We start from the raw sequence: 19,530 nt of genomic DNA, 5'->3' as shown, positions 1-19,530 counted from the left end.
TTAATTATTAATACATGATAATACAGCGATAGGCTTGCTGCCATGTCTCAAATTCATATTCCTGGGTAACCATTTCCAATCATTATGGCCAAATTTCCCGCACTGCCTGCAACGGTAGACCGCTACGTGCGCGAGTTTTTGAACCGCCTCGCCGGTCGCAGCGGCAATGCCGGGGACAGGGCGGTGCTGCACAGCGAGCTGGCCGAGCTGGGACTGGCCAGGGAGAAAGGTCAGCGATTGAGCTTACCAGCCACTGCCGTGGGTTCTATCACCGATACTCTGGAGCCGGTGCAGTCAATCGTAACAGTGACGGGTGATAGTGGAGGAACTAGCGCACCGGACGCCCCGACTCCGGCTGCTGGTTTGTCCTCCAACGGCATCTTTGGTGCCGTGATCCTTCAATGGGATGCCCCGGCCTATAACGGTCATAACCACACGGAGGTATGGCGAGCTCAGGTGGATGACCGGGCGCAGGCGTCTCTGGTCCACGAAGCCAGTGGCAGCCGCTATACCGATGTCACTGGCAATACTACCTTGCACTATTACTGGGTGCGCCACGTCAACAGTGCCGGGCAGGTGGGGGGCTTTCATGCACTGGCTGGAACGGCGGGTCAGGGAACGGCCATTATCAGTCTGGCCGACCTGATGCTGGAAAGCCCGGAGCTGTCGGAGCAGCCGTTTTCGGTGCGCAATATCGGCACGGAAGGGTCACCGGAGTATGTGCTGGTTTTTAACGGCTATCTGGCGGTGAACGGGCCGGTGAATATCAGCCAACTTCAGTCCGGTGAACTGCAAAACGGCACGGCACTGACCGTGGGGCAGGGCTCCATCGAGCTGAGTACCGGTAGCGATGGATTTGGCCAGATGGTGATTACCGGCAGCGGCGGCATTGCTACTAACGATTACCTGGTGCTGAAAGAGGGACGGATTGAGTCCTATATCTACACCGCCAGCTCCGGCCACGTCCGTTACAAAGAGGTGCGTCGGACAGAAAGCGGCATCGGCAGGCATAACCAGAGCGTGGTGATTCCCGCCTATTTCAAAAGCCAGCCCACCATTAACCTCTATCCCCGCGATATTACCGTTTATAACGCCGACTACCCCGACCAGTCCCAGCGGCTGGAACTGTACCACTCATCCCCGATGCCTCACGGCGCCATTGAAGGGGCGTGGGTGTTCAAACCCTATGCCCGATTGCTGCTGGCGGATGGCAGCAAGACGGAGGTCAGGAACGCCCTTTACCAGGGGGCCAGCAATACCACCACCTTTACCAGAGGCGGTGTGGATCAGGTGAAAAAGGTCACCCTGAAAGGGCGGGTTGCCAGCCAGCGTTCCACCGGCAGCGGTGGTACCTGGCAGAACCGTAAGGTGAGCGTGACCCTCCGGTACCGGCAGCAATGGGGGGAGTGGATCGACGGGGAAACGGTGGCCGTGGATATTGAGCAGTTCACCACCCACGACATCGAACTCAGCCAGACCATGACCCAGGGCAGCTATGAGGTGGGGTTGTATTTTTTAGCGGAAGACCGAGAAGGTACGTTCAACAGTGGCAGCGTTACTTACGACTACCGGGATGAGAACAAGATTGCCAACCCCTACCAGAAAACCCTCAGTCCCACCAATTCAGCACAGACCTTCCGACACACCATTAGCATTGGTGACCCGAACATCGGTTCGGGGTGGGAGATCAACCGGATTTTGTATTTCGCCAAAGTGGATATACGGCTGGAGGTCAGGAACCTCTACCGCTATGACAGCAAAGCCTGGGGGCAGGACAAGGTTAAAGGACGGGCCAGAGTGCGACTCCCCAATGATCGGGGCGAATACAACACCTACGAGAAAACCACGTCCAATGACTCTTTCTCAAAAGAGTGGGAAGTCACTCGGTTTACGGATATTTCCATGCGTTGGGAGGATGTGGTTCACAAAGACGGCAATATCTACCCGGAAGTGGAAGTCTGGGCAGAACGGGCCGGATATGACGGACAGTCACAGGCTGGCAGTTTTTACGAGCCGAACTACGTTCCTACCAGTCTGGCTTATGTTCATATCCGTGACATTGCGGCCACTATCTATTATCAGCGGGCACAGCCAGTGAGTGATGCCCCCCTGAACCACTTCTACTGGGACACCACCGCTTATGACCTCGGTGCCACCGATGTCAGCGTAGCCGACGCCATTATCCACTGGACGGCTACCGGCGAATAAACGGCCACGGGCGAATAAACAGGAGACTCACCATGGGAATGACACGTTCACAGGGATTCACCCGTCGGGGAATACCGGACTCTGGCATGAGTTACGGCCTGACCGGCAACAGTGCTTACCAGAAAAGTCTGGACCAGATGGGGAGCTTCAATACCTTCTCTCTGGGGTCTGGCAGCAACCACTTTTGGAGAAGAAACGAAGCTCAGCCACAAATGCCAGACATCACCCCCCGCTACGCTTACGACGACAGTGAGCAGCGTTACCAGCTCAATATCGACGCGGCCACCGATGTGGCGGACAAGCTGAAGGACTATGGCGACAAGCTGTTTGATGTGTTCGACAACTACCAGCCCAACTTTCAGTACCTGGGCGACAATGCCACGGTGTCGGACGCCCAGTTGGAGAGCCGGTTAGGCGAGGCGACCAGCGACTATCAGGCCAACGCCGACCTGCAACAATCCGAGTACGAACGGGATATGCGCCGGATGGGCGTAAATCCCAATTCGGCACGGTTTTCCGGGTTTGGCACCAGCAATGCCCTGCACAAGGCGGCGGGACTCTCGGCCATCCAGAATCAGGTGCGGGACACCGCCAGAGAGGAGAGCTGGAACCGCAACCTCGATGTGGCGGAACTGGGGCTGGATACCGCTAAAACCGCCACCGATGGCCTGAGCAGTGCGGCCAGTGTCTACAAACTGGCAGCGGATATGTTCACCGATAATAAGATCAAGTACCACCAGCTCAATGAAGCCGCCCGTCAGTACGATCTGGGTTATGGCTTCAAGCAGGACGAGATGAAACTGCAAGCCCAGAACCAGGCGTTTAACCAGGCGGCGAACCGCTGGCAGAACGGGCTGGTGCAGACCTACGATAACAACGGGCAGTGGAATTACCGCGAGTCGTTTGATTACGAGTATTAATCCACAGGATCAGGGAGGATCACCATGTACATCGGATCGGACGGCAGGGTTTACCAGAACAAGTTTGATTCAATTGGCCGCGGCACCAAAGTGCCCGGTTACGCCGATGAACAGTACGCCATCAACCAGCGCCTTGGTGAACTGCGCCGACAGCAGCAGGAGTACAATGGTCAGCAACAGCAGCAGGTAATGAACCAGCAGCAGATCGACCAGAACGACCTGAGCCAGTTCTACGACCGGCAGCAGCGGTTTGCCGCCATTCATGGTCAGCCTAACGGGTTCGGGCAGATGCCCCAGAGCATTCAGCCGGGTAATGGCATGGGCGCCAGGCAGAGTCCGCAAGGCGGTCAGGCCGGTTACGGAATGCCAATGGAGCGCAGGGAAACGGTGCAAAATCCCCTGACGCAGGACGCCGGAAAGCTGAACCGGATGCTGCACAAGTATCATCAGGGGCAGGACCCACGGGATGCTCAGGACGCCATCGAGTTTATCAACCAGCACCCCGGCATCAAGGTCAGTAACGTCAGCGGTATCCGCTTCAATCACAGCGACCGCAATGAAGACCCGCTGGTGAGTCTGCTCGGTGACGATGGCAACCCGGTGAAGCAGTTCTACCTCAGTTCCCTCTCCAACCTGAACAACTTTGCCGGTCAGAAGAAGCAGACCTTTGATCCGGGCAATAAGGTCAATGATCCTGGCAAGTTGATTGAAGAACTTCAGAAAGTCGCCCAGTCTCAGGGCGAAGCCGATGTATCAGGATTGAGCCCCAAAGACCAGAAAGCCCAGCTACCGGAGGCGGTTCAGGATCACTACGGTCAACTGATGAAACAGTATGGCCCGCGCAATCCGGGCTATGTCACCACCGGTGAGGAAACCCCGAACCGGACATTGGGGTTTGATCTGTTTGGTCAGCAGCAACAGGCGAATGATCCGCTGGCGGCTTTGAAGCAGGCATTAGGGGGCGGGGATGCAATGACACCGCCACCACCCCCTCCGGTGACGCCCAATGCGGCAGTGCCGAAGCAGGGGCAGGGTTACGGCTATCCCGGTTACAACCCATTGAACCGCAACCCCGGCACCTTTCAACACTTCCACCCTTCCTACGGACGATAACAGACCGCTGTCCGCTACCCGCCGCCCGCTTCCCGAAAAAGACAAGCAAGCACCGTTTTTAGCTTTTACGGGCAGCGGGTAGCGGGCGGCGGCCAGCGTTTTTACAAGGACGATTCTATGAACTGGAATGATTTCAGCTCGACCCCGCTGTTTCAGCGGGGGGACGATCAGGAACAGGAACGGCTGCGGGAGCAGTATTGGCGGCATTACCTCAAGCCCCAGATACCCGAGGGCTACCATCGGGAAGCCCGTTCCCTGTTTGACCAGCATACCCGCCGCCGTGGCAACCCGGACAGCTCTTATGCCGGTGACCTGTGGGAAGCCCTCTGGCATGGCGGTTATGCCGGTGCGGCTGACCTGGTATCCGGTGCGAGCCGACTGGTGGGCGGCGATGGTCATAACGCGGCCAGTGACTGGCTGCGGGAGAAATCTGAGGAACAGCTGGACAATATGTCCCCGTCCAGTGTGGAGGCGATGCAGGGGTTTGGTATCGAGCGCAAAAGCGACGGTGGTTATGGATTGACCGATGGCAGCAGTGCCGCCGGTTTTGGTCTTCAGTTTGCCTCCGGTCTTGGCTCGCTGGCACCGTCCATGATACCCGGTGGTGTGGCCAGTAAAGGGTTGTCGGCACTGGGCATGAAAGGACTTCAGGCATCGGGTTCAGCGGCAGCAGTGAAAGGGTTGAACGATGCCCGGAAGGTGCAGGGCTACGCCAACGCCATCGACAAGGGCAGCCATGCCATTGGCTACGGGGCAACCGGTGGCCTGATGATCGGCGGGGCCGGTGCCGAGGACGCCAAAAGCCAGATCATGGCACTGGGCTATGAGCAACTGAAAGACCTGCCGAGGTTCCAGGAGCTCTACCAGCAGACCTACGAGCAGGCCGGAGGCGGCGATACCCGCCAGCCTTTTGAGCAGGCAAAAGCCCTGCTGGCCGAGGAAGCGGCACAGGCCGCCTTTGCCCCGGCTGCCGGGGTGGGGGCGCTTTCCATGGGGCTGGCGGGTCCGGCCATGGAGAACCTGATCCTGAAGAACGCCGGCACCCGTGGCCTGAATGCGGCCAAGGGGTTCCTGACCGAAGGGGCGCAGGAGTTCGGAGAAGGGGTTGGCCAGCATGGCGGCCAACTACGGCCAGCAGCAGGTGGGAAGGGAGGTGGGGCTGACTGATGGTGCGTTGGAGCAGGGACTGTCCGGTGCCATTGTTGGAGGTCCGGTGGGTGGACTGGTGGGCGCTGCCGGTCGAACCCGTAATATGGACGACATCAGGGCGAAGCAGCAGAGGCTCAACGACCTGATGAGCCAGCACCAGACCCTGCAAGACCAGATGCAGGAACCTCACGCCGACCAGACCATGCTGGCGGAGCAACTGCGGCAGAACTCGCTGGCCATTGCCGGACTGGAGAGCCAGCTTCGTGAGCTCGGAGAAAAATCCCAGCAAACGGAACAACCACAGGTTGAAGTTGAGCCACAACAAGAGCAACAACAAGAGCAACAACCAGCCCCGCAAGGTGCAGGCGATTTTAGCCAGTATAACCAACCGGCCTATAAACGACAGAAGGCTCGTTCCCCGCAACAACCGCCGCTATTAGAAACCGATAACGCTATTTATGTTGAACCCAACAGCCCCGCACAAAGAGGTGAAACCACTTTTACCGGCCCTGGCATTGAACAGCAGACCAATGCCCCTTACCGTCCGGACCAAGAGCAGCAGCCGGTACCACAACAGCAACCCAAGGCATTGGGGTATTCACCGACTGACTTTACCGCCAATCGTTATGGGTCAGTAGGAGCAGATCCACAAGCTGTGCACCAGGATAGCCAACAGCGTCGCAGTGACCAGATCAACAACGCTCCCAATCAGCACCCCAGCTCACCGGAATACACCGGTAGCCCCGATCAGGATTTAGCCAGCTACACCGAACGGATGAACAGCCTGAACCGGTTGTTTCGTTCCTTTAACTGGCAGCTTGGTGACGACAGTAAAAAGCGTCGGGTGCGCAAGCTGATTGAGAACCAGCGCAAGCTGGAAATGCAGGCTCGTAAAAGTGGTCGTGGCATTACCCCTCGGAATATGACAGAAGCTGTGGCCAACCTGAAAGCCATGATTGAAAGCGGCGACGGTATCCGCTTTGAGCGGGAAGTCAAAGCCATTGAAAACCGGCAGCAGCAGGAAGGGCTGCGACTGACTGCGCAGGAAAAGTCTGGCACTCCTTCCGGCATCAAGCCAGTGATGGGCCGAGGTAAAGAAAAAGTATCCACAGCCGAACGGGAGCTGGATACCCAATACGCCCTTTATGAAGCCGATGACCTGATCGCCAGCCACAACGACACTGGCAAGGTAAACCCGGAATATCCCGCAGAGCTGCAACCAAGAGACCGAACCCGCCAAGCCAGTGAAGACCAGATCAGGGGCATTGCCAGCAAACTGAATCCGAAATTGCTGGGAGCCAACCCGCTGGCCAGCAGCGGAGCACCTATCATCGGCACTGACCGCGTAGTAGAAAGCGGTAATGGTCGTGTATCAGCAATCCGCAAAGCCTACCGAAATCATCCTGAAAAGGCGAAAGCCTACCGGGAGCACCTGAAGCAGAATGCTGACTCCTTTGGCCTGAAGCCCGAGTCTGTGGATAACTTCAAACATCCGGTACTGGTGCGTCAGCGTCAGGGAGAAATGGATACAGACCAGCGTATTGCTTTCACCAAAGAAGCCAATGCCCGTGATACCGCTTCAATGTCCCCTGCCGAAAAAGCCAAGCTCGACGCCTCCCGCATTACCCAGGAAGATCTCTCCCACTTTGATACCGATGATACTGGCGACCTTCTGCATCGAAGCAATGACGTATTCCTTGCCCGGTTTGCCGACCGGCTGGGCAGCGAAGCCGGAGAACTGAAAACCCGTCAGGGTGACTGGAATAAACAGATGCGTGACCGCGTAGAGTCGGCACTGTTTATGAAAGCCTACGACGATGAGCGCCTGAACAGCCTGTTTGCTGAGGACGACAAACCAGATCTGAAGAACCTGATCAAATCGCTGGCAATGGCGGCACCTCATTTTGCCAGAGCAAAAGGTATCGATCCCGAATTGGGAGGTTACGGAGTTATTGAGTCACTGGTGGAAGCCAGCCGCATCCTTCAGGACTCCCGAAACCGCAACCAGTCGGTGGATGAGATTCTGGATCAGCATTCATTACTGGATAAGTTCAGTCCGGAAACCGAACTGTTCGCCAGGTGGCTTGATGCCAACCTCCACAAGTCAAAGCAGGTTGGTCAGGCCCTGAGCGAGCTGGCGAATCAGATTGAGCAGTACCTGCAAAAGCAATCTCAAGCCGATGGGGATATCTTCGGTACCGCAGAGGCGACACTGGACGATCTGATTCAGCAGACCAACCGCCAACTGGAGAAAAACTATGGCGATAAATCCACACCGATCATCGACCCGAAGCCGACCCCCAGGGAAGGGGGAAGTCCCACCAAGCGCCCGGAGCGCGACTGGGAGGCCAAACAAGACCAGCCTGTTCAAACTGCTGAAGGAAGCTACCGAGGCGGTCAACCGAAAGAACGGACCGGACGAGCAACTGAGCCTGCCAGAGAAGCCAAAAGGGACGAAGTAGACGATCTGCTGGATGCGGTTGATCACGGCACCCTTGATAGCGATGAGTGGACGGAAGATGACTTTGCAGGGATTGAGGAAGACAAGGCTCAATACGACCCCCAGGATGGGGGAAGTGCCACCAAGCGCCGGGCACCCGAAGGGCATAGAAAGCGCGACAAGTACGCCCCCCAGGACGGGGGAAGTGCCACAAAGCGCCAGGAGCGCGACTGGTACAACAGCCGTAATGCGCCTCACTACTCGGTGCCGGGGTTCAAAAGCCTCGGCGATGCAGAACGGGCAGCCATCAAACGCTATCTGGATGGCAGGCCTGACAAGCAGGAAATCATTCAAAGGCTGAAAAAACTGGCGGATACACCCTGGGCCAGAAAGACCGTCCAGTCCATGCTGATTCGCCAGACCATCGATGACCTGATTGCCGGAAACAATGTCGATTACCGTTCCCTGCTCTCCGAAAAGGATAATGCCTCGGTTCTGGGCTATCTGAAAAACGATGGCGAAGCCGGACTCTGGCGCTACCTCCATAACGAAGACTTGCTCGGCCATGCTGGCAAGCCCCAGAACAGCATCAACGGCAGTTTCATCGACTGTCAGCCAAGCAGCGATTGTGCATCCTTTTGTTACGCCACCAAAGGCAACTACCGGTTCAGCAATCCGCTGATCAAGTCGGAGCTGGTGAGTTGGGCTGTGGAGAAAGATCCGGTCAAAGCTGCCCGAATTGCCGCCAACGATTACAAGGGAACGGTTGAGTTCTATCAAAACAAAGCCCTGCGTCTGTTCGATATGGGTGATGGGTCTATGGCCTGGCTGCCCTTCATAAAGGAGATGAATAAAGAAGGCATCCGACTCCAGATATTCAGCAAGAATCCAGAGTTCCTGAAGCAGGTGCCAGAGCAAAACTGGCGGGCACTCTCTGTGGATAACAGTAACTTCGGACTGGCAAAGCAGCATCCGGACCTGCCCCTGGCCGTAGTGTTTGATGGTGAACGCAACGGAATCGATTTTATCCGGTCTAACGTGGATCGCATTCTGGTGATCCTACCCATCAAACATGGCCAGAAGGTATTGTCGGATAAGCGGGCCCTCCGCCGTATGCTGGGGCTGGATGCCATGAAACGGGTCTGCCCGGTGGATGGTGGCTGGAAGAAAATAAAGCACCCCACCGACCCGAAGAAAGACTTCAATTGCACCAGCTGCGATAAGTACGGCGGCATGGGCTGCTTCCACGGCAATGTCACCAAAAACGTCATGAAGGCGGCAACGGAAACGCCCCACGATAAAAACCTGCGACTTCTGAAAGAGGAAATCGAAAATGACCCTGAAAAATTCGGCGGTAAAGAGAGCGCGGCAGAGCTGCTTGGAAACCTGGGCAAAATCCGATCTGCGCTACGGGCATCTGTTGACGCCGGAACAGAAACAACAAATGGACGCCGCGAGGGCGAAGAAGCTGAAGGCGCAATCCGAGTTAGACAGATTGATGAGCGAAAGCGCCGACTCAAGAAACGCGGATCAGGAACAGCCAGAAAAAGGGGGAAAGTAGATGAGCGAGGTTCCGGCAAAGTATCACAGAGAGGGCGGACTGGAGAAAGTGACCTTCCTGCCAGTGTTCAGAGGGACCTATTCGCCCCCGGCGATGTATCAGGTGAGCAACGACAGCGGCAGATCATCGAAAACCAACGTGTACTGGTTATACAGGTGGAAACCGGAACCATCCGAGCCGGAACCGACACCCTGAAATCTGCAGAGGATGTTGCGCACTTTATCGCCCCCATTCGCAAACTGGCCCAGGAAGAGGCCTATGCCCTGGTGCTGGACGGGGGGGATAAAGTGGTCAATGTCATCAAGCACAGCAAGGGCCAGAAGACCTCGGCGACGGTATCCCCCTGGACGCTGGCAGGTGCCATTGTTGCAACCCCGAAGGCAAAGAGCGTCTGGTTTGCCCATAATCATCCGTCCGGCAATGCAGATCCCAGTGCCTCTGACCGGCTGATGACACGGGCACTGAATGATGTACTGGACGGCAGTGGTGTCATAAACAATGGCCATGTGGTGGTGGGGCGTGGTGGCCATGCCCGGGGGCTGGATGCGGATGGCCAGCACCTGATGGAGGATATTCAGGCGACGCGGCTGCCTCGCAACGGCACCTTTGCCATTACTGAGCGACAGCTGCGTTTTAACCGCCCACAGGTGAAACTGAATAATACCCAATCGGCCATTGATACCGCTGCCGGAGTTGCCAGTCCCAACGCCCTGATTCTGCTGAATCACCAGTTGCAGGTGACCGGAGTACTTCCTTTGTCTGAACAGGATTTGAGGAGCCTTCGAGATAAATCCGATCCTGCTGTTGCCCGAATCCTGCGGGCACTGGACAGTACCAACTCCACCCAGCTGCTGATCAAAACCGTTGGGGACAGGGCGCTGAGTTCCAAGGCAAGGAATCTGGTGCGGTTCTTCAATCGCTATGGTGAGATCTCCGTGATCGACCATATCTACGGCGATGGTAACGACTACCACTCCAGCTCTGCTGAGGGCAGCTTCATAGGAAATGAAACCGGCCCCTTCTATGCACAAAGAGGCGGTGCAGCGAAAGGTATTCAGTCCGGACCGCTGCGTCTGAAGCTGAAGCCCCTGGAGCAGAAACTGGGGCAGGCCATCCATGTATTGCAGTCTGAAACCGAACTGCCCTCCAGCCTCTACCAGAAGGTGATCAGCGACAAGGCTCAGGGACGGGTGCGGGGCATGTTCGACCCGGAGACCGGCGAGACGTACCTGATCGCTGCCAATCTGGATACCACTGGGGAAGCTGTGCGCACTGTCCTCCATGAACTGGTGGGCCATAAAGGCGTCCGTGGTCTGCTGGGCAAACGGCTCGATACCGTGCTGGATGAAATCCACCGGGATATGAACGACCGGCTGAAGCAGGCGCTGGGCAAGCGGTACGCCCGGCAGACCAAAGGCAAGAGCGAGGCGGAAGCTAATCGGATCATTGCTGAGGAATACTTGGCGCACCTTGCCGAGAAAGACCCGAAAAACGGCCTGCTGACCAAAGTGGTCAGCATGATCCGCAACACCCTGCGCCGGTTATTCCCCAATATCAAGTGGACCGATGCCGATGCCGTGGAACTGCTGAGTGCGGCACGTGGGCATCTGAAGCGCAATGGTAACCTGAATGCCGGTAACGCTAAGGGGAATCGCTACAGCGATTCAGGCATAGGCCCGACGTTCTACTCCGCCGTGGAGCGCAGTGCCGCTGCGGTGAAGTCGGACAAACTGCCTGCCCAGAGCTGGCTGAATGCCATCAAGAAAGGCAACTTTGTGCAGGATGAGGAGATCCAATGGCTGGGCCTCGACCTGTGGCTGGCGGACAAAAAGGGCGAGAAGCTGAGCAGGGCCGAGGTGTTGGACTTTATCCGTCAGAATGAAGTGCGGATCGACGAAGACCTCAGTGTTGATGCGTTAGATGAACAGGAGCTGGAAGAGCGGGTCTATGAAAAACAGCAGCATTTTATCAGCGAGCGAATTGGCGATTACGAGCACGGCTATTCGCTGGATGAACTGTCCCACCTGCTGGACGATGCACGGGAAACATTGCGGGAGGATGAGTACGACTTCCACTATCAGGAACTGAAGCAACGGTTTGAACAGGGCGAGCTGGATGACCATGAAGTGGACGCCCTGGTGGATGACGATGGCAATCTGAATGAATCCGCCCTGCACGAAGAAGCGCAATGGCAAGCCAATAACAGCGTCGATACTATGGACGACAAGGCGCTGGTACGGGATCACATCCCCTATTCCGATAAGGAAGATGCCGCGCTGGAAGCCTGGGAGAACGGCTACGAGTCGGATGTGCGAAGTGACCTGGAAGCGGAGCTGCGGGATGAGTCCGACGTTCAGTACCGCAATTATGCCATGCAAGGTGGTGAAGATTATTCCGAACTGTTGCTGATTCTCGATAACAACAGCCACGTATTCCCCACAGATCCGAATCACAAGAACCTGAGTCCGATCACTGAGGATGAAGCCAAGGCACTGGCGCAGGGCATGATGCCCGCCGGTATGAAGGTGGACGATGTGGGCTGGAGTCAGGAGTTTAAAGACTACACCCTCTACCGTCGCAATGGTGATGATAAGACCATGATCACCACCGGCCATGCCACTGAGGCCTCGGCCATTGCGGCTGCGGTCAGCGAGCATCAATCCTTTGCCCGATGGCGACAGGACGACTATGACGAAAGCCACTGGGGAACAACAGAAAACGTACTGGCCCATGTGCGCTTCCAGACCTTTGATGAAAACGTCCATGGTCGTAATGAACGGATTCTGTTTATTGATGAAGTGCAGAGCGACTGGCATCAGGCAGGCCGGGAAAATGGTTACCGCACGCCGGAGTCGGTACGTAAACAGGAGCAGCGCAATGCCCGGATAAATGCAGTCGATGACAAGATTCGGTCCGTCGTTAAACAACGGGATGAGTTTGGCAAACAGCATGCTGAAACCGGTGCCCGGCGTGATGACCTTACCCGTCAGATCAAACAGGCAGAGGAAAACCGGGATCAAACGCAGGTTGATCAGCTGAACAACGAATTGACCACGGTTGCAGAAGATGTAGAGAACCATTTCCAGCAGTGGGTGGATGCCGAAGCCCAGCTGAAAGCACTGCGAGATGAACGACAGTCACTGTTCGATACTGACAAACACCGGTTCTACCGCCAGGTACCTAATGCGCCTCTGAAAGAGAGCTGGCCCAACCTGGTGATGAAACGGATGATCCGCCACGCTGCCGAAAACGGCTTTGACCGGATCGCCTGGAGCAGTGCTGCTCAGCAGGTGGAACGGTATCCCAGCCTTGGGCAGGTGGTAGAGCAGATGAAAGTATCCCCCCAGTTTACCCACGAAGGCCGACTGACCCATGTCACCTTAACGATCAAAAACAGAAACGGCAGCAACCGCAGAGAGCATATTGCGGAGGAGCGGCTGGACGCTTATGTGGGTCATCGTCTGGGAGCGAAAATACGGGAGGACAGCCACTCCGTCTATGAATCCCTGCAAGAAGAGCGCAGCCAATGGTCCACCGAGCAGGATAACGACGATCAGCAGAACCGCTGGTTTATCCGGGATGCCAATGGTGAGGCACTGTATATGTCCAATGGCTCGCGGCTCTATTTCGACTCACAAGACGGAGCCAATCAAGACATTGACCGGGCGGTATTCGCCGAGCACAGCGCCGACTTTACCCTGGAGAACCTGGACGAGCTGATGGGCGACGGTGCCAGGGGAATGCGCGAGTTCTACGACAAGCGTCTGGCCAACTACATGAAGAAGTACACCAAAAAGTGGGGAGCAACGCTGGAGCCTGTCGAGATCCATTTCAACGGCTCGCAGTACCCTTATGACACCAGACCCGATAAAGTCTGGTCGGTGACTGTCACCGACAAAATGCGGGATTCGGTACTGAAAGATGGTCAGCCGTTGTTTGCTTTGAAAGATAATAAAAAAGCAAAACAGGATAATGTTCCCCGCTATTCCCTGAAAGACCTCCCCGACGATGTGCAGTCCGTGATCAACGACATCCACGGTGGCATTGCCCCAAAGCCATGGCACGACCGATTGCGGGAGTGGTGGGAAGCCAAACCGGTGAAGGAGCATATCAAGCGGGGATTGCTCCATATCAATCAGGGCGTATTCACCGATGCCGCCATTATTGAACAGCAGGAGAAGCTGCTGAACGATGGCAAGCTGATGGACGCAACGGTGTCTGCCAGCAAGGCCGTTTACCTGGCTCGCAATCTCGATAACGTGACCGATGCCACCTTCCATAAAGGCACCCCGATGCTGAAAGAGGGCAGCATTGTCATCAAGCCGGGCAGCAAGGGATTGTTTGAACTGCTGAAGCCAGTCACCGAGCGTGATGAGCTGGCCATCTGGGAGGTTTACGAAGGCAGCCACCGGGCGCAGCGAATTATGGAGGAAGACAAGGCGGCCAGGGCCAAAGGCAATCAGTTGCTGGCTCAGGGGCAGGCACTGAAAGAAACGCTGGATGCCGTAGCACCGGATGAATATCCCGGTGGTCGTACCGGTTGGAATCGTGACCGCAGACAGATGGAAAAAGACCTGAAGCTGGGCAAGGCACTGAGCCAACAAAACCGGGAGAACCTGTACGACCAGCAACGGATCGACACCATTCAGAACTGGGTGCATACCCAGCCGGAACTGGCCAGACGATTCAAGCAGGTGATGGACGATTACCAGCAGCACAACCGCGAGCTGCTGGACTTTATGGAAGCCGCCGGCACCCTCGACAAGGAACAGCGCAAGCTGTTCGATACCGGCGACTACATCCCGTTCAACCGGATACACGACCTGGAATACCAGGAAGAAAACCAGCGGTTTATTCGGCCGAAAAAAGGACTCGGTGGCCAGACCTCCGGCATTCAGAGGCTGAAAGGCGGGGTGGAAAAGATAGCTCCACTGGAAGCGATGGTGCGCAATACCCGTTCCATGCTCGATGCTGCCCTGAAAAACATCGCCCAGCAACGGGTGATCGACAACGCCCTGCAACTGGGAGCCGTGGAGAAAATTGAGAGTGCCATTACCTTTACGGACGACGATGTAAAGGCAGCTCTTCAGGGAATCGGCATCAGTACCGACCTGACACCAGCGCAGATGCGCGGCTGGAAGTCGCTGATGGCCAAATACGAAACCCTGAAAGGGACCACCAGTGTCTCCCGCAATGGCAAACTGGAAACCTATGCGGTGGATGATCCATTGCTGCTGGCCTCCATTCAGGACATAGGGCCGGAACTGCACAGCGGCTTTATGAAACTGGTGGGCATTCCCAGCCAAATTGTCCGACGCGGTGTCACGGCGATGCCTGCCTACTGGTTCCGAAACCTGACCAGGGATACGCTGTCCACGGCAGTGCATATTGCCCCGGAGGTGAACGGCAAGGTGGTGGGCATGAATCCGCTGGCCGGTGCGATCAGAGGCTTCAGAAAATCCCTGGATGAGGATGACTCCCTGTGGGCGATGAAAATGGCCGGAGGGAGCAGTAGCAGTGGTCACTACCGCAGCAACTACAACAACATCCGCAAGAAGCTATCCCCTGCAGAGCAGAAGCGCATTCTGAGCACGCCCGGCAAACTGATCGACTTCTGGGACAGCATCGGCGCACGGTTTGAAGACTCCAACCGGTTGCACGTCTTTGAACGGGTGAAGGAAGAAGGTGGTTCCACGGCGGAAGCCGCTTATCAGTCGCTGGATGTGATGAACTTTACCCGCAAGGGGCAGTGGGGGATCGTCCGGTTCCTGACCCAGTCCATACAGTTCACCAACAGCTTGCTTCAGGGGGTGAACCGCATGTGGCGAGGCGTGAAGCCCGGAGATGAACTGCACTGGGGCGCTTTTTCCGGTGAGGTGCTGACACGGGGACTGATGTACGGCTTTGCCTCCTGGCTGCTGGTGCGACTGTTTGAAGACGATGACCGTTACAAGGAACTCAGCACCGACGATAAAGTGGCCTATCACCACTTCTGGATTGGTGACGGTGAAGACGGTCATTTTAGAATCCCCAAGCCGTTCGAGGTGGGGCATATCTTTGCCACCATCCCGGAGTTTCTGTGGCAGGGCATGATGCGTCATGAAGACGCCAAGTGGACCAGGGATGCCATGATGACCCTGGGAATGGCGATGTTTAACCTGGAATCCACACCCATACCGCAGTTCATAAAGCCGATCTGGGAAGTGGGAGAGAACCGCGACCGCTTTCGTGACCGGGATATTGTGCCCATGAGCTTGCAGCACCTGAAGCCGGAAGCCCAGTACGATCCGTACACCAGCGAGACACTAAAGGAGCTGGTGCAGTACCTTCCCGAAGGCGCACCGGAGTGGATGCGCTCCCCAAAAAAGCTGGAGCACCTGCTGAAAGGCTATTTCAATTCATTCGCTACCGGTACGCTGGCGGTGACCGATGCGGTTACCCGACACCTGACCGGTGCTGGCGAAAAGCCCGCATGGAACAAACAGGACTACCCAGTGGTGGGTTCCTTCTTTGGCGATCGTATCAAAGGCAGCACCCGTTATACCAACAAGCTGTATGAATTAAACAAGGATGTGAATGCCATTGCTTCGTCCATCAAGCACTATCAGGAAACCGGGGAAACCCAGCGAGGCAAGGAGCTGGAGCAGTCGGCCAGTCCCAGACTGAAAAACAAGGCTGGGCTAAACAAGGCGAGTCGGGAGATCAGCAAGCTGCGCAGGGAAGTACGTAAAGTGATGGAAGACCGGATCATGGATCGAGATACCAAGCGGGAACGGCTCGACCGGCTGAACCAGCAGATTAACCAGGTGGCCACTAATGCTGTAAAGCGCTATCAGCAGCCGTTCCGATAGTTAACCGTCCAGACACAAGGTCTTAGTCGCACCATTTTAGGTGCTACTACCAATTCCGAAGGACTGCTGTTTTCAATAGGATGCTCACGTCCTCACGGAAGAGGCACTGTTCCTAATGAACCATGTTTCTTGGGGCGCAGTTTACCTACTGTGAATTTTGCAGAGAAAATCTTATCTCACGGGCTTTAGGGTCCGTTTTTTTCTTTTTGACTGGCAATGTCGTCTGGTATGACTTGCCTAGATCCCATCAGTCAATACAGCAACTACTTTTTCTGACTAACCCCATTCAGTAGACACCCTGAATTCGTATCATAAATGCTTCCGCCATATTTAAAGACTGGTTCGCACTTTTATATGAAATCAATCGAATTTTATGGAGACCTATTGAGCTGAGTGTCGGAACTTGAATCCGTCGTTGATATTGCTCGGAAAAAAAATGCTGACCCTATCTGGGGACAGGTATCAGCAAAAACTTTGAGACTGGATGAAGTCTGATGCAACAAGAGGCGGGAGTCTATCCGTATTTGTCCATCCATTGTACTATGGGCTCAGTGAACGATAAGAAAGTGTTACCTCCAATCTGTTGTTAGTCAGCTTCCCTTATCCATGTTTTATAGGCAAAGATGCGATGAAGCCTCCGGCTTTTGGTGAGTTTTCTGAACCAGTGTGTTATCCATTGCTCTGCTGTAAAGTCCCCTCCAACGTGCTGAGCTGATGTGTTCTCCCACACGGGCAGGTAGTCAACCACCTTGGGCCGGTCATCTTCATCCAGCACGGTAAACAGAATACTGGCGTTGGCCAGCTTGCCTTCATCGGTCACGCGAGGTTTTAGGTAAAAGACCATGTCCAGCGTGATGCACCAGATATCTCGGCCAGTGTTTATCATCAAGTCAAATCGGGCCCGGTCATAAGCTGTTTTTTCATCGGCAGGTAGGAAGATCTGTGGTTTCAGGCAGGCAGGGTGTTTTCGAACAGTGAGCCCGTCAATAGTGCCACGCTGACTTTTGAACCAGGATTGCAGGTTCGATGACTGGTCTTGTAGCCATGCATCAAAAGATGATGGTGGAATGGAAATTGAGGCGGCTGCTGGCTCCATAGAATGTCCCCCATAACGTCCGGTCTTTTTTATTCTCTTTCTGTTGCTCGATATATGTTCATACAGGCGACAGGATTGGAGGCATTGTGTTTTTTCATAGGCAAAGGTGCAAGAATATTTTTGCGTGGACATTGCCCATTTGATTCAGGTCAGGCTGATTCGATATAAGTTATCATTGCCTTGCATCCTATAGGAAAGCACGATTAAGTATCCTGTCAGTTTTCGCCTGCTTTTAAACCCGTCGCCTATGAAATTGCTATTGTTGTGGTCTGTGTTCACTTATAGGTGCAACCAGTCTGGCTAGTCACACAGTACTTCAATGCTCCTATGATTTTGTTCGCTTGTCCCTGTGTTGCAACTTCAAACCCTTCGGGGGTATTAGGCATAGAAAGGGAATATTCACCCATCTTATTGCCTGGCAGACGATTTCAACACCACGACTCGATTAGGCTAAGTTCCCTTTAATGGTTGGTGGTAGTTTTAATAGCTGTAGATATTCAGGTATTAAACAGAAATACTGAAACGCTATTAAAATTAAATATCAGCCATTGCCAGCTAAGAAATCCACTGAGCAAGGTCTTTCACTGCTCTTCCCAAGCCCTATGCTCTGTTGGTTTTTCTCAAGTACCTATAATAAATCTAAGTACTTATTACTCCAAGGTATGAAGAAAAAAACAACGCCAACCACTAAAGGGAACATAGCCACTCGATTAGCTTTGTTGATAGACAAGCTAACTGTCGCAGAGCTCGTAGAGGGTAATTATGAATAATTCAACCATCAGAAAAAACAGGCAGACAAACCAGTACAGAATGGACCGCAATCTATACGGCTACCTGTCGATGCTGGACAACCCAGAGTTATCGGACACGGAGCGCCAGTCTCGAATTCGCAGTGGGGTTCAGCGGTGGAACCAGCAAATGTCTGAGGGGCGGGACCCTATTGAAACCTGCCGAGAATATTATCAGCAGAAAAGCCAGACTCTCCCGTAAAATAGGCGTCTCTCTGTCAATATCTCATCACCGATGGCTAAGGCCGGAGATGTTCTGTGGTGGAGTGCTGGCGGTGTTGCGATAAACGGTCTGTTTACCTGACTGGACTTGTTATTCCATACCTCCTTTGTCTGCGCACTGTCCGGGTGGTTACACTGAGGATTAGGGATCGATTTGCTGTATTAGATGAGATAGCTGTACGTTCTAATTAAATTCGATGATCAGGAACTGGCTTTCATAAGGTAATACAGGTGTATCATGATTGATCTTGATATTGAAACTCCCTCCAAAAAACAGCAGTGCAAACAACTGATGCTGGACATCTTTGGACCAAAATGCGCCGCACGGGTTGATGAGATGACCGAGACGGAGTGCGTGGATAAGTGCAAGGAGAAGGTTCGGTCGTTGCTGGGTGATCATGCCGTCAGGCGGTTTGAGTGCCTCAGTTAAGCAGGCTGGAGCGATTGTTTTTTGACCATCGAGTAGCGTTCTGGTAGCTTACCGATACCACATCACTCCTTATGCTGGTAGAGAAAACCCCGTCATCACCCCTATGGTGACGGGGGTTTCTTTTAATTACTTCTTGATCTTTGTGTAGACCACACTGTTATCACTGCCGTAAGGGTTGGGCACGTAGTCGTCTGCGTTATGGTCGTTCTCCCAGATGGTCTCATCCAGCAGGTAACGGAAATGGAAGGTATTGTCGCCGGGCAGCTTTACTTTGGTCCGGAAGGCGTTTTCTTTTTTGTGGTATTTCATGGTGACCGGTTGCCACTGATTAAAGTCCGCAACCAGCGACACGGACTTGATGCCCGGTTGAGCGAACTCAAACGTCACTTCGGTTTCCGCTGTTTTTTTGATCGTTTTTTTCTTCAGCATGGACAATCAATCCTCAAGGTTCTCAGGGCTTGAAAGTCTACGGTACAGCGATCATTGATGGTGATCAAATCAAACTTGATACGGCTGTTTCTTGCTGGTCGGTTGTGTATTTCTCTGTTTGTCGGTGATTGTTAATGAGTTTTTATTCGTAAAATTCAGAGTGTAAGAGAACACATTTTGATCATTCTCTGACCGTTAAGGAGTATCTCTTGGCAAACCATTTTTGTCCTCACCTTGATCGGTGGGTGTAAATTCAGTAGATACTCGCCCCCTGATCTGTCGATAATAAGTATTGATACGTATCAAGATTTTTGGATCACTTC

General features: G+C 54.5%; 9 protein-coding genes. 6 read left to right on the top strand and 3 right to left on the bottom strand.

All coding sequences use genetic code 11. The annotated features are described in order from the left end of the window. The first annotated feature begins 84 nt into the window (after positions 1-84). The 5 genes from MJO57_RS28145 (at position 85) to MJO57_RS28125 (ending at position 16,242) form a co-directional block, all read left to right on the top strand. Complete coding sequence (locus MJO57_RS28145) at positions 85-2,208, top strand: hypothetical protein (RefSeq protein WP_252020466.1); 2,124 nt, start codon at positions 85-87, stop codon at positions 2,206-2,208. 86 nt (positions 2,209-2,294) lie between these two features. Further along, entirely contained in the window at positions 2,295-3,128 is an 834-nt protein-coding gene (locus MJO57_RS28140) for a hypothetical protein (RefSeq protein ID WP_252020464.1), read from the top strand. 24 nt (positions 3,129-3,152) lie between these two features. Beyond that, entirely contained in the window at positions 3,153-4,241 is a 1,089-nt protein-coding gene (locus MJO57_RS28135; RefSeq protein ID WP_252020462.1) for a hypothetical protein, read from the top strand. A gap of 117 nt (positions 4,242-4,358) precedes the next feature. Continuing rightward, entirely contained in the window at positions 4,359-5,408 is a 1,050-nt protein-coding gene (locus MJO57_RS28130; protein ID WP_252020460.1) for a hypothetical protein, read from the top strand. Beyond that, the gene (locus MJO57_RS28125; protein WP_252020458.1) at positions 5,356-16,242 is read left to right on the top strand and encodes an LPD38 domain-containing protein; all 10,887 of its coding nucleotides are present in this window, start codon (positions 5,356-5,358) and stop codon (positions 16,240-16,242) included. Before MJO57_RS28130 ends, MJO57_RS28125 begins: the two co-directional genes overlap by 53 nt. Before the next feature lie 586 nt (positions 16,243-16,828). Here the strand turns inward: MJO57_RS28125 and MJO57_RS28120 are convergent. Then, positions 16,829-17,338, bottom strand: a complete 510-nt coding sequence (locus tag MJO57_RS28120) for a hypothetical protein (RefSeq protein WP_252020456.1) — start codon at positions 17,336-17,338, stop codon at positions 16,829-16,831. A gap of 810 nt (positions 17,339-18,148) precedes the next feature. Between MJO57_RS28120 and MJO57_RS28115 the strand changes: the two genes are divergently transcribed. Beyond that, positions 18,149-18,328, top strand: a complete 180-nt coding sequence (locus MJO57_RS28115; protein ID WP_252020454.1) for a hypothetical protein — start codon at positions 18,149-18,151, stop codon at positions 18,326-18,328. A gap of 204 nt (positions 18,329-18,532) precedes the next feature. On the opposite strand, the gene MJO57_RS28110 is transcribed toward MJO57_RS28115, so the two are convergent. Together MJO57_RS28110 and MJO57_RS28105 are read right to left on the bottom strand one after the other, a co-directional pair. Beyond that, complete coding sequence (locus tag MJO57_RS28110; protein ID WP_252020452.1) at positions 18,533-18,748, bottom strand: hypothetical protein; 216 nt, start codon at positions 18,746-18,748, stop codon at positions 18,533-18,535. Between the two features lie 156 nt (positions 18,749-18,904). Beyond that, the gene (locus tag MJO57_RS28105) at positions 18,905-19,207 is read right to left on the bottom strand and encodes an isoamylase early set domain-containing protein (RefSeq protein ID WP_252020450.1); all 303 of its coding nucleotides are present in this window, start codon (positions 19,205-19,207) and stop codon (positions 18,905-18,907) included. Positions 19,208-19,530: the final 323 nt, after the last annotated feature.

It is taken from the genome of Endozoicomonas sp. SCSIO W0465 (genome assembly GCF_023716865.1).
Taxonomy (GTDB): domain Bacteria; phylum Pseudomonadota; class Gammaproteobacteria; order Pseudomonadales; family Endozoicomonadaceae; genus Endozoicomonas.
This window is presented reverse-complemented; position numbering and strand designations above follow the sequence as displayed.

Coding starts and splice junctions, on each gene's coding strand:
- MJO57_RS28145 (WP_252020466.1), top strand. CDS start 85: ATGGCCAAATTTCCCGCACTGCCTGCAACGGTAGACCGCTACGTGCGC.
- MJO57_RS28140 (WP_252020464.1), top strand. CDS start 2,295: ATGAGTTACGGCCTGACCGGCAACAGTGCTTACCAGAAAAGTCTGGAC.
- MJO57_RS28135 (WP_252020462.1), top strand. CDS start 3,153: ATGTACATCGGATCGGACGGCAGGGTTTACCAGAACAAGTTTGATTCA.
- MJO57_RS28130 (WP_252020460.1), top strand. CDS start 4,359: ATGAACTGGAATGATTTCAGCTCGACCCCGCTGTTTCAGCGGGGGGAC.
- MJO57_RS28125 (WP_252020458.1), top strand. CDS start 5,356: ATGGCGGCCAACTACGGCCAGCAGCAGGTGGGAAGGGAGGTGGGGCTG.
- MJO57_RS28120 (WP_252020456.1), bottom strand. CDS start 17,338: ATGGAGCCAGCAGCCGCCTCAATTTCCATTCCACCATCATCTTTTGAT.
- MJO57_RS28115 (WP_252020454.1), top strand. CDS start 18,149: ATGGACCGCAATCTATACGGCTACCTGTCGATGCTGGACAACCCAGAG.
- MJO57_RS28110 (WP_252020452.1), bottom strand. CDS start 18,748: ATGATCACCCAGCAACGACCGAACCTTCTCCTTGCACTTATCCACGCA.
- MJO57_RS28105 (WP_252020450.1), bottom strand. CDS start 19,207: ATGCTGAAGAAAAAAACGATCAAAAAAACAGCGGAAACCGAAGTGACG.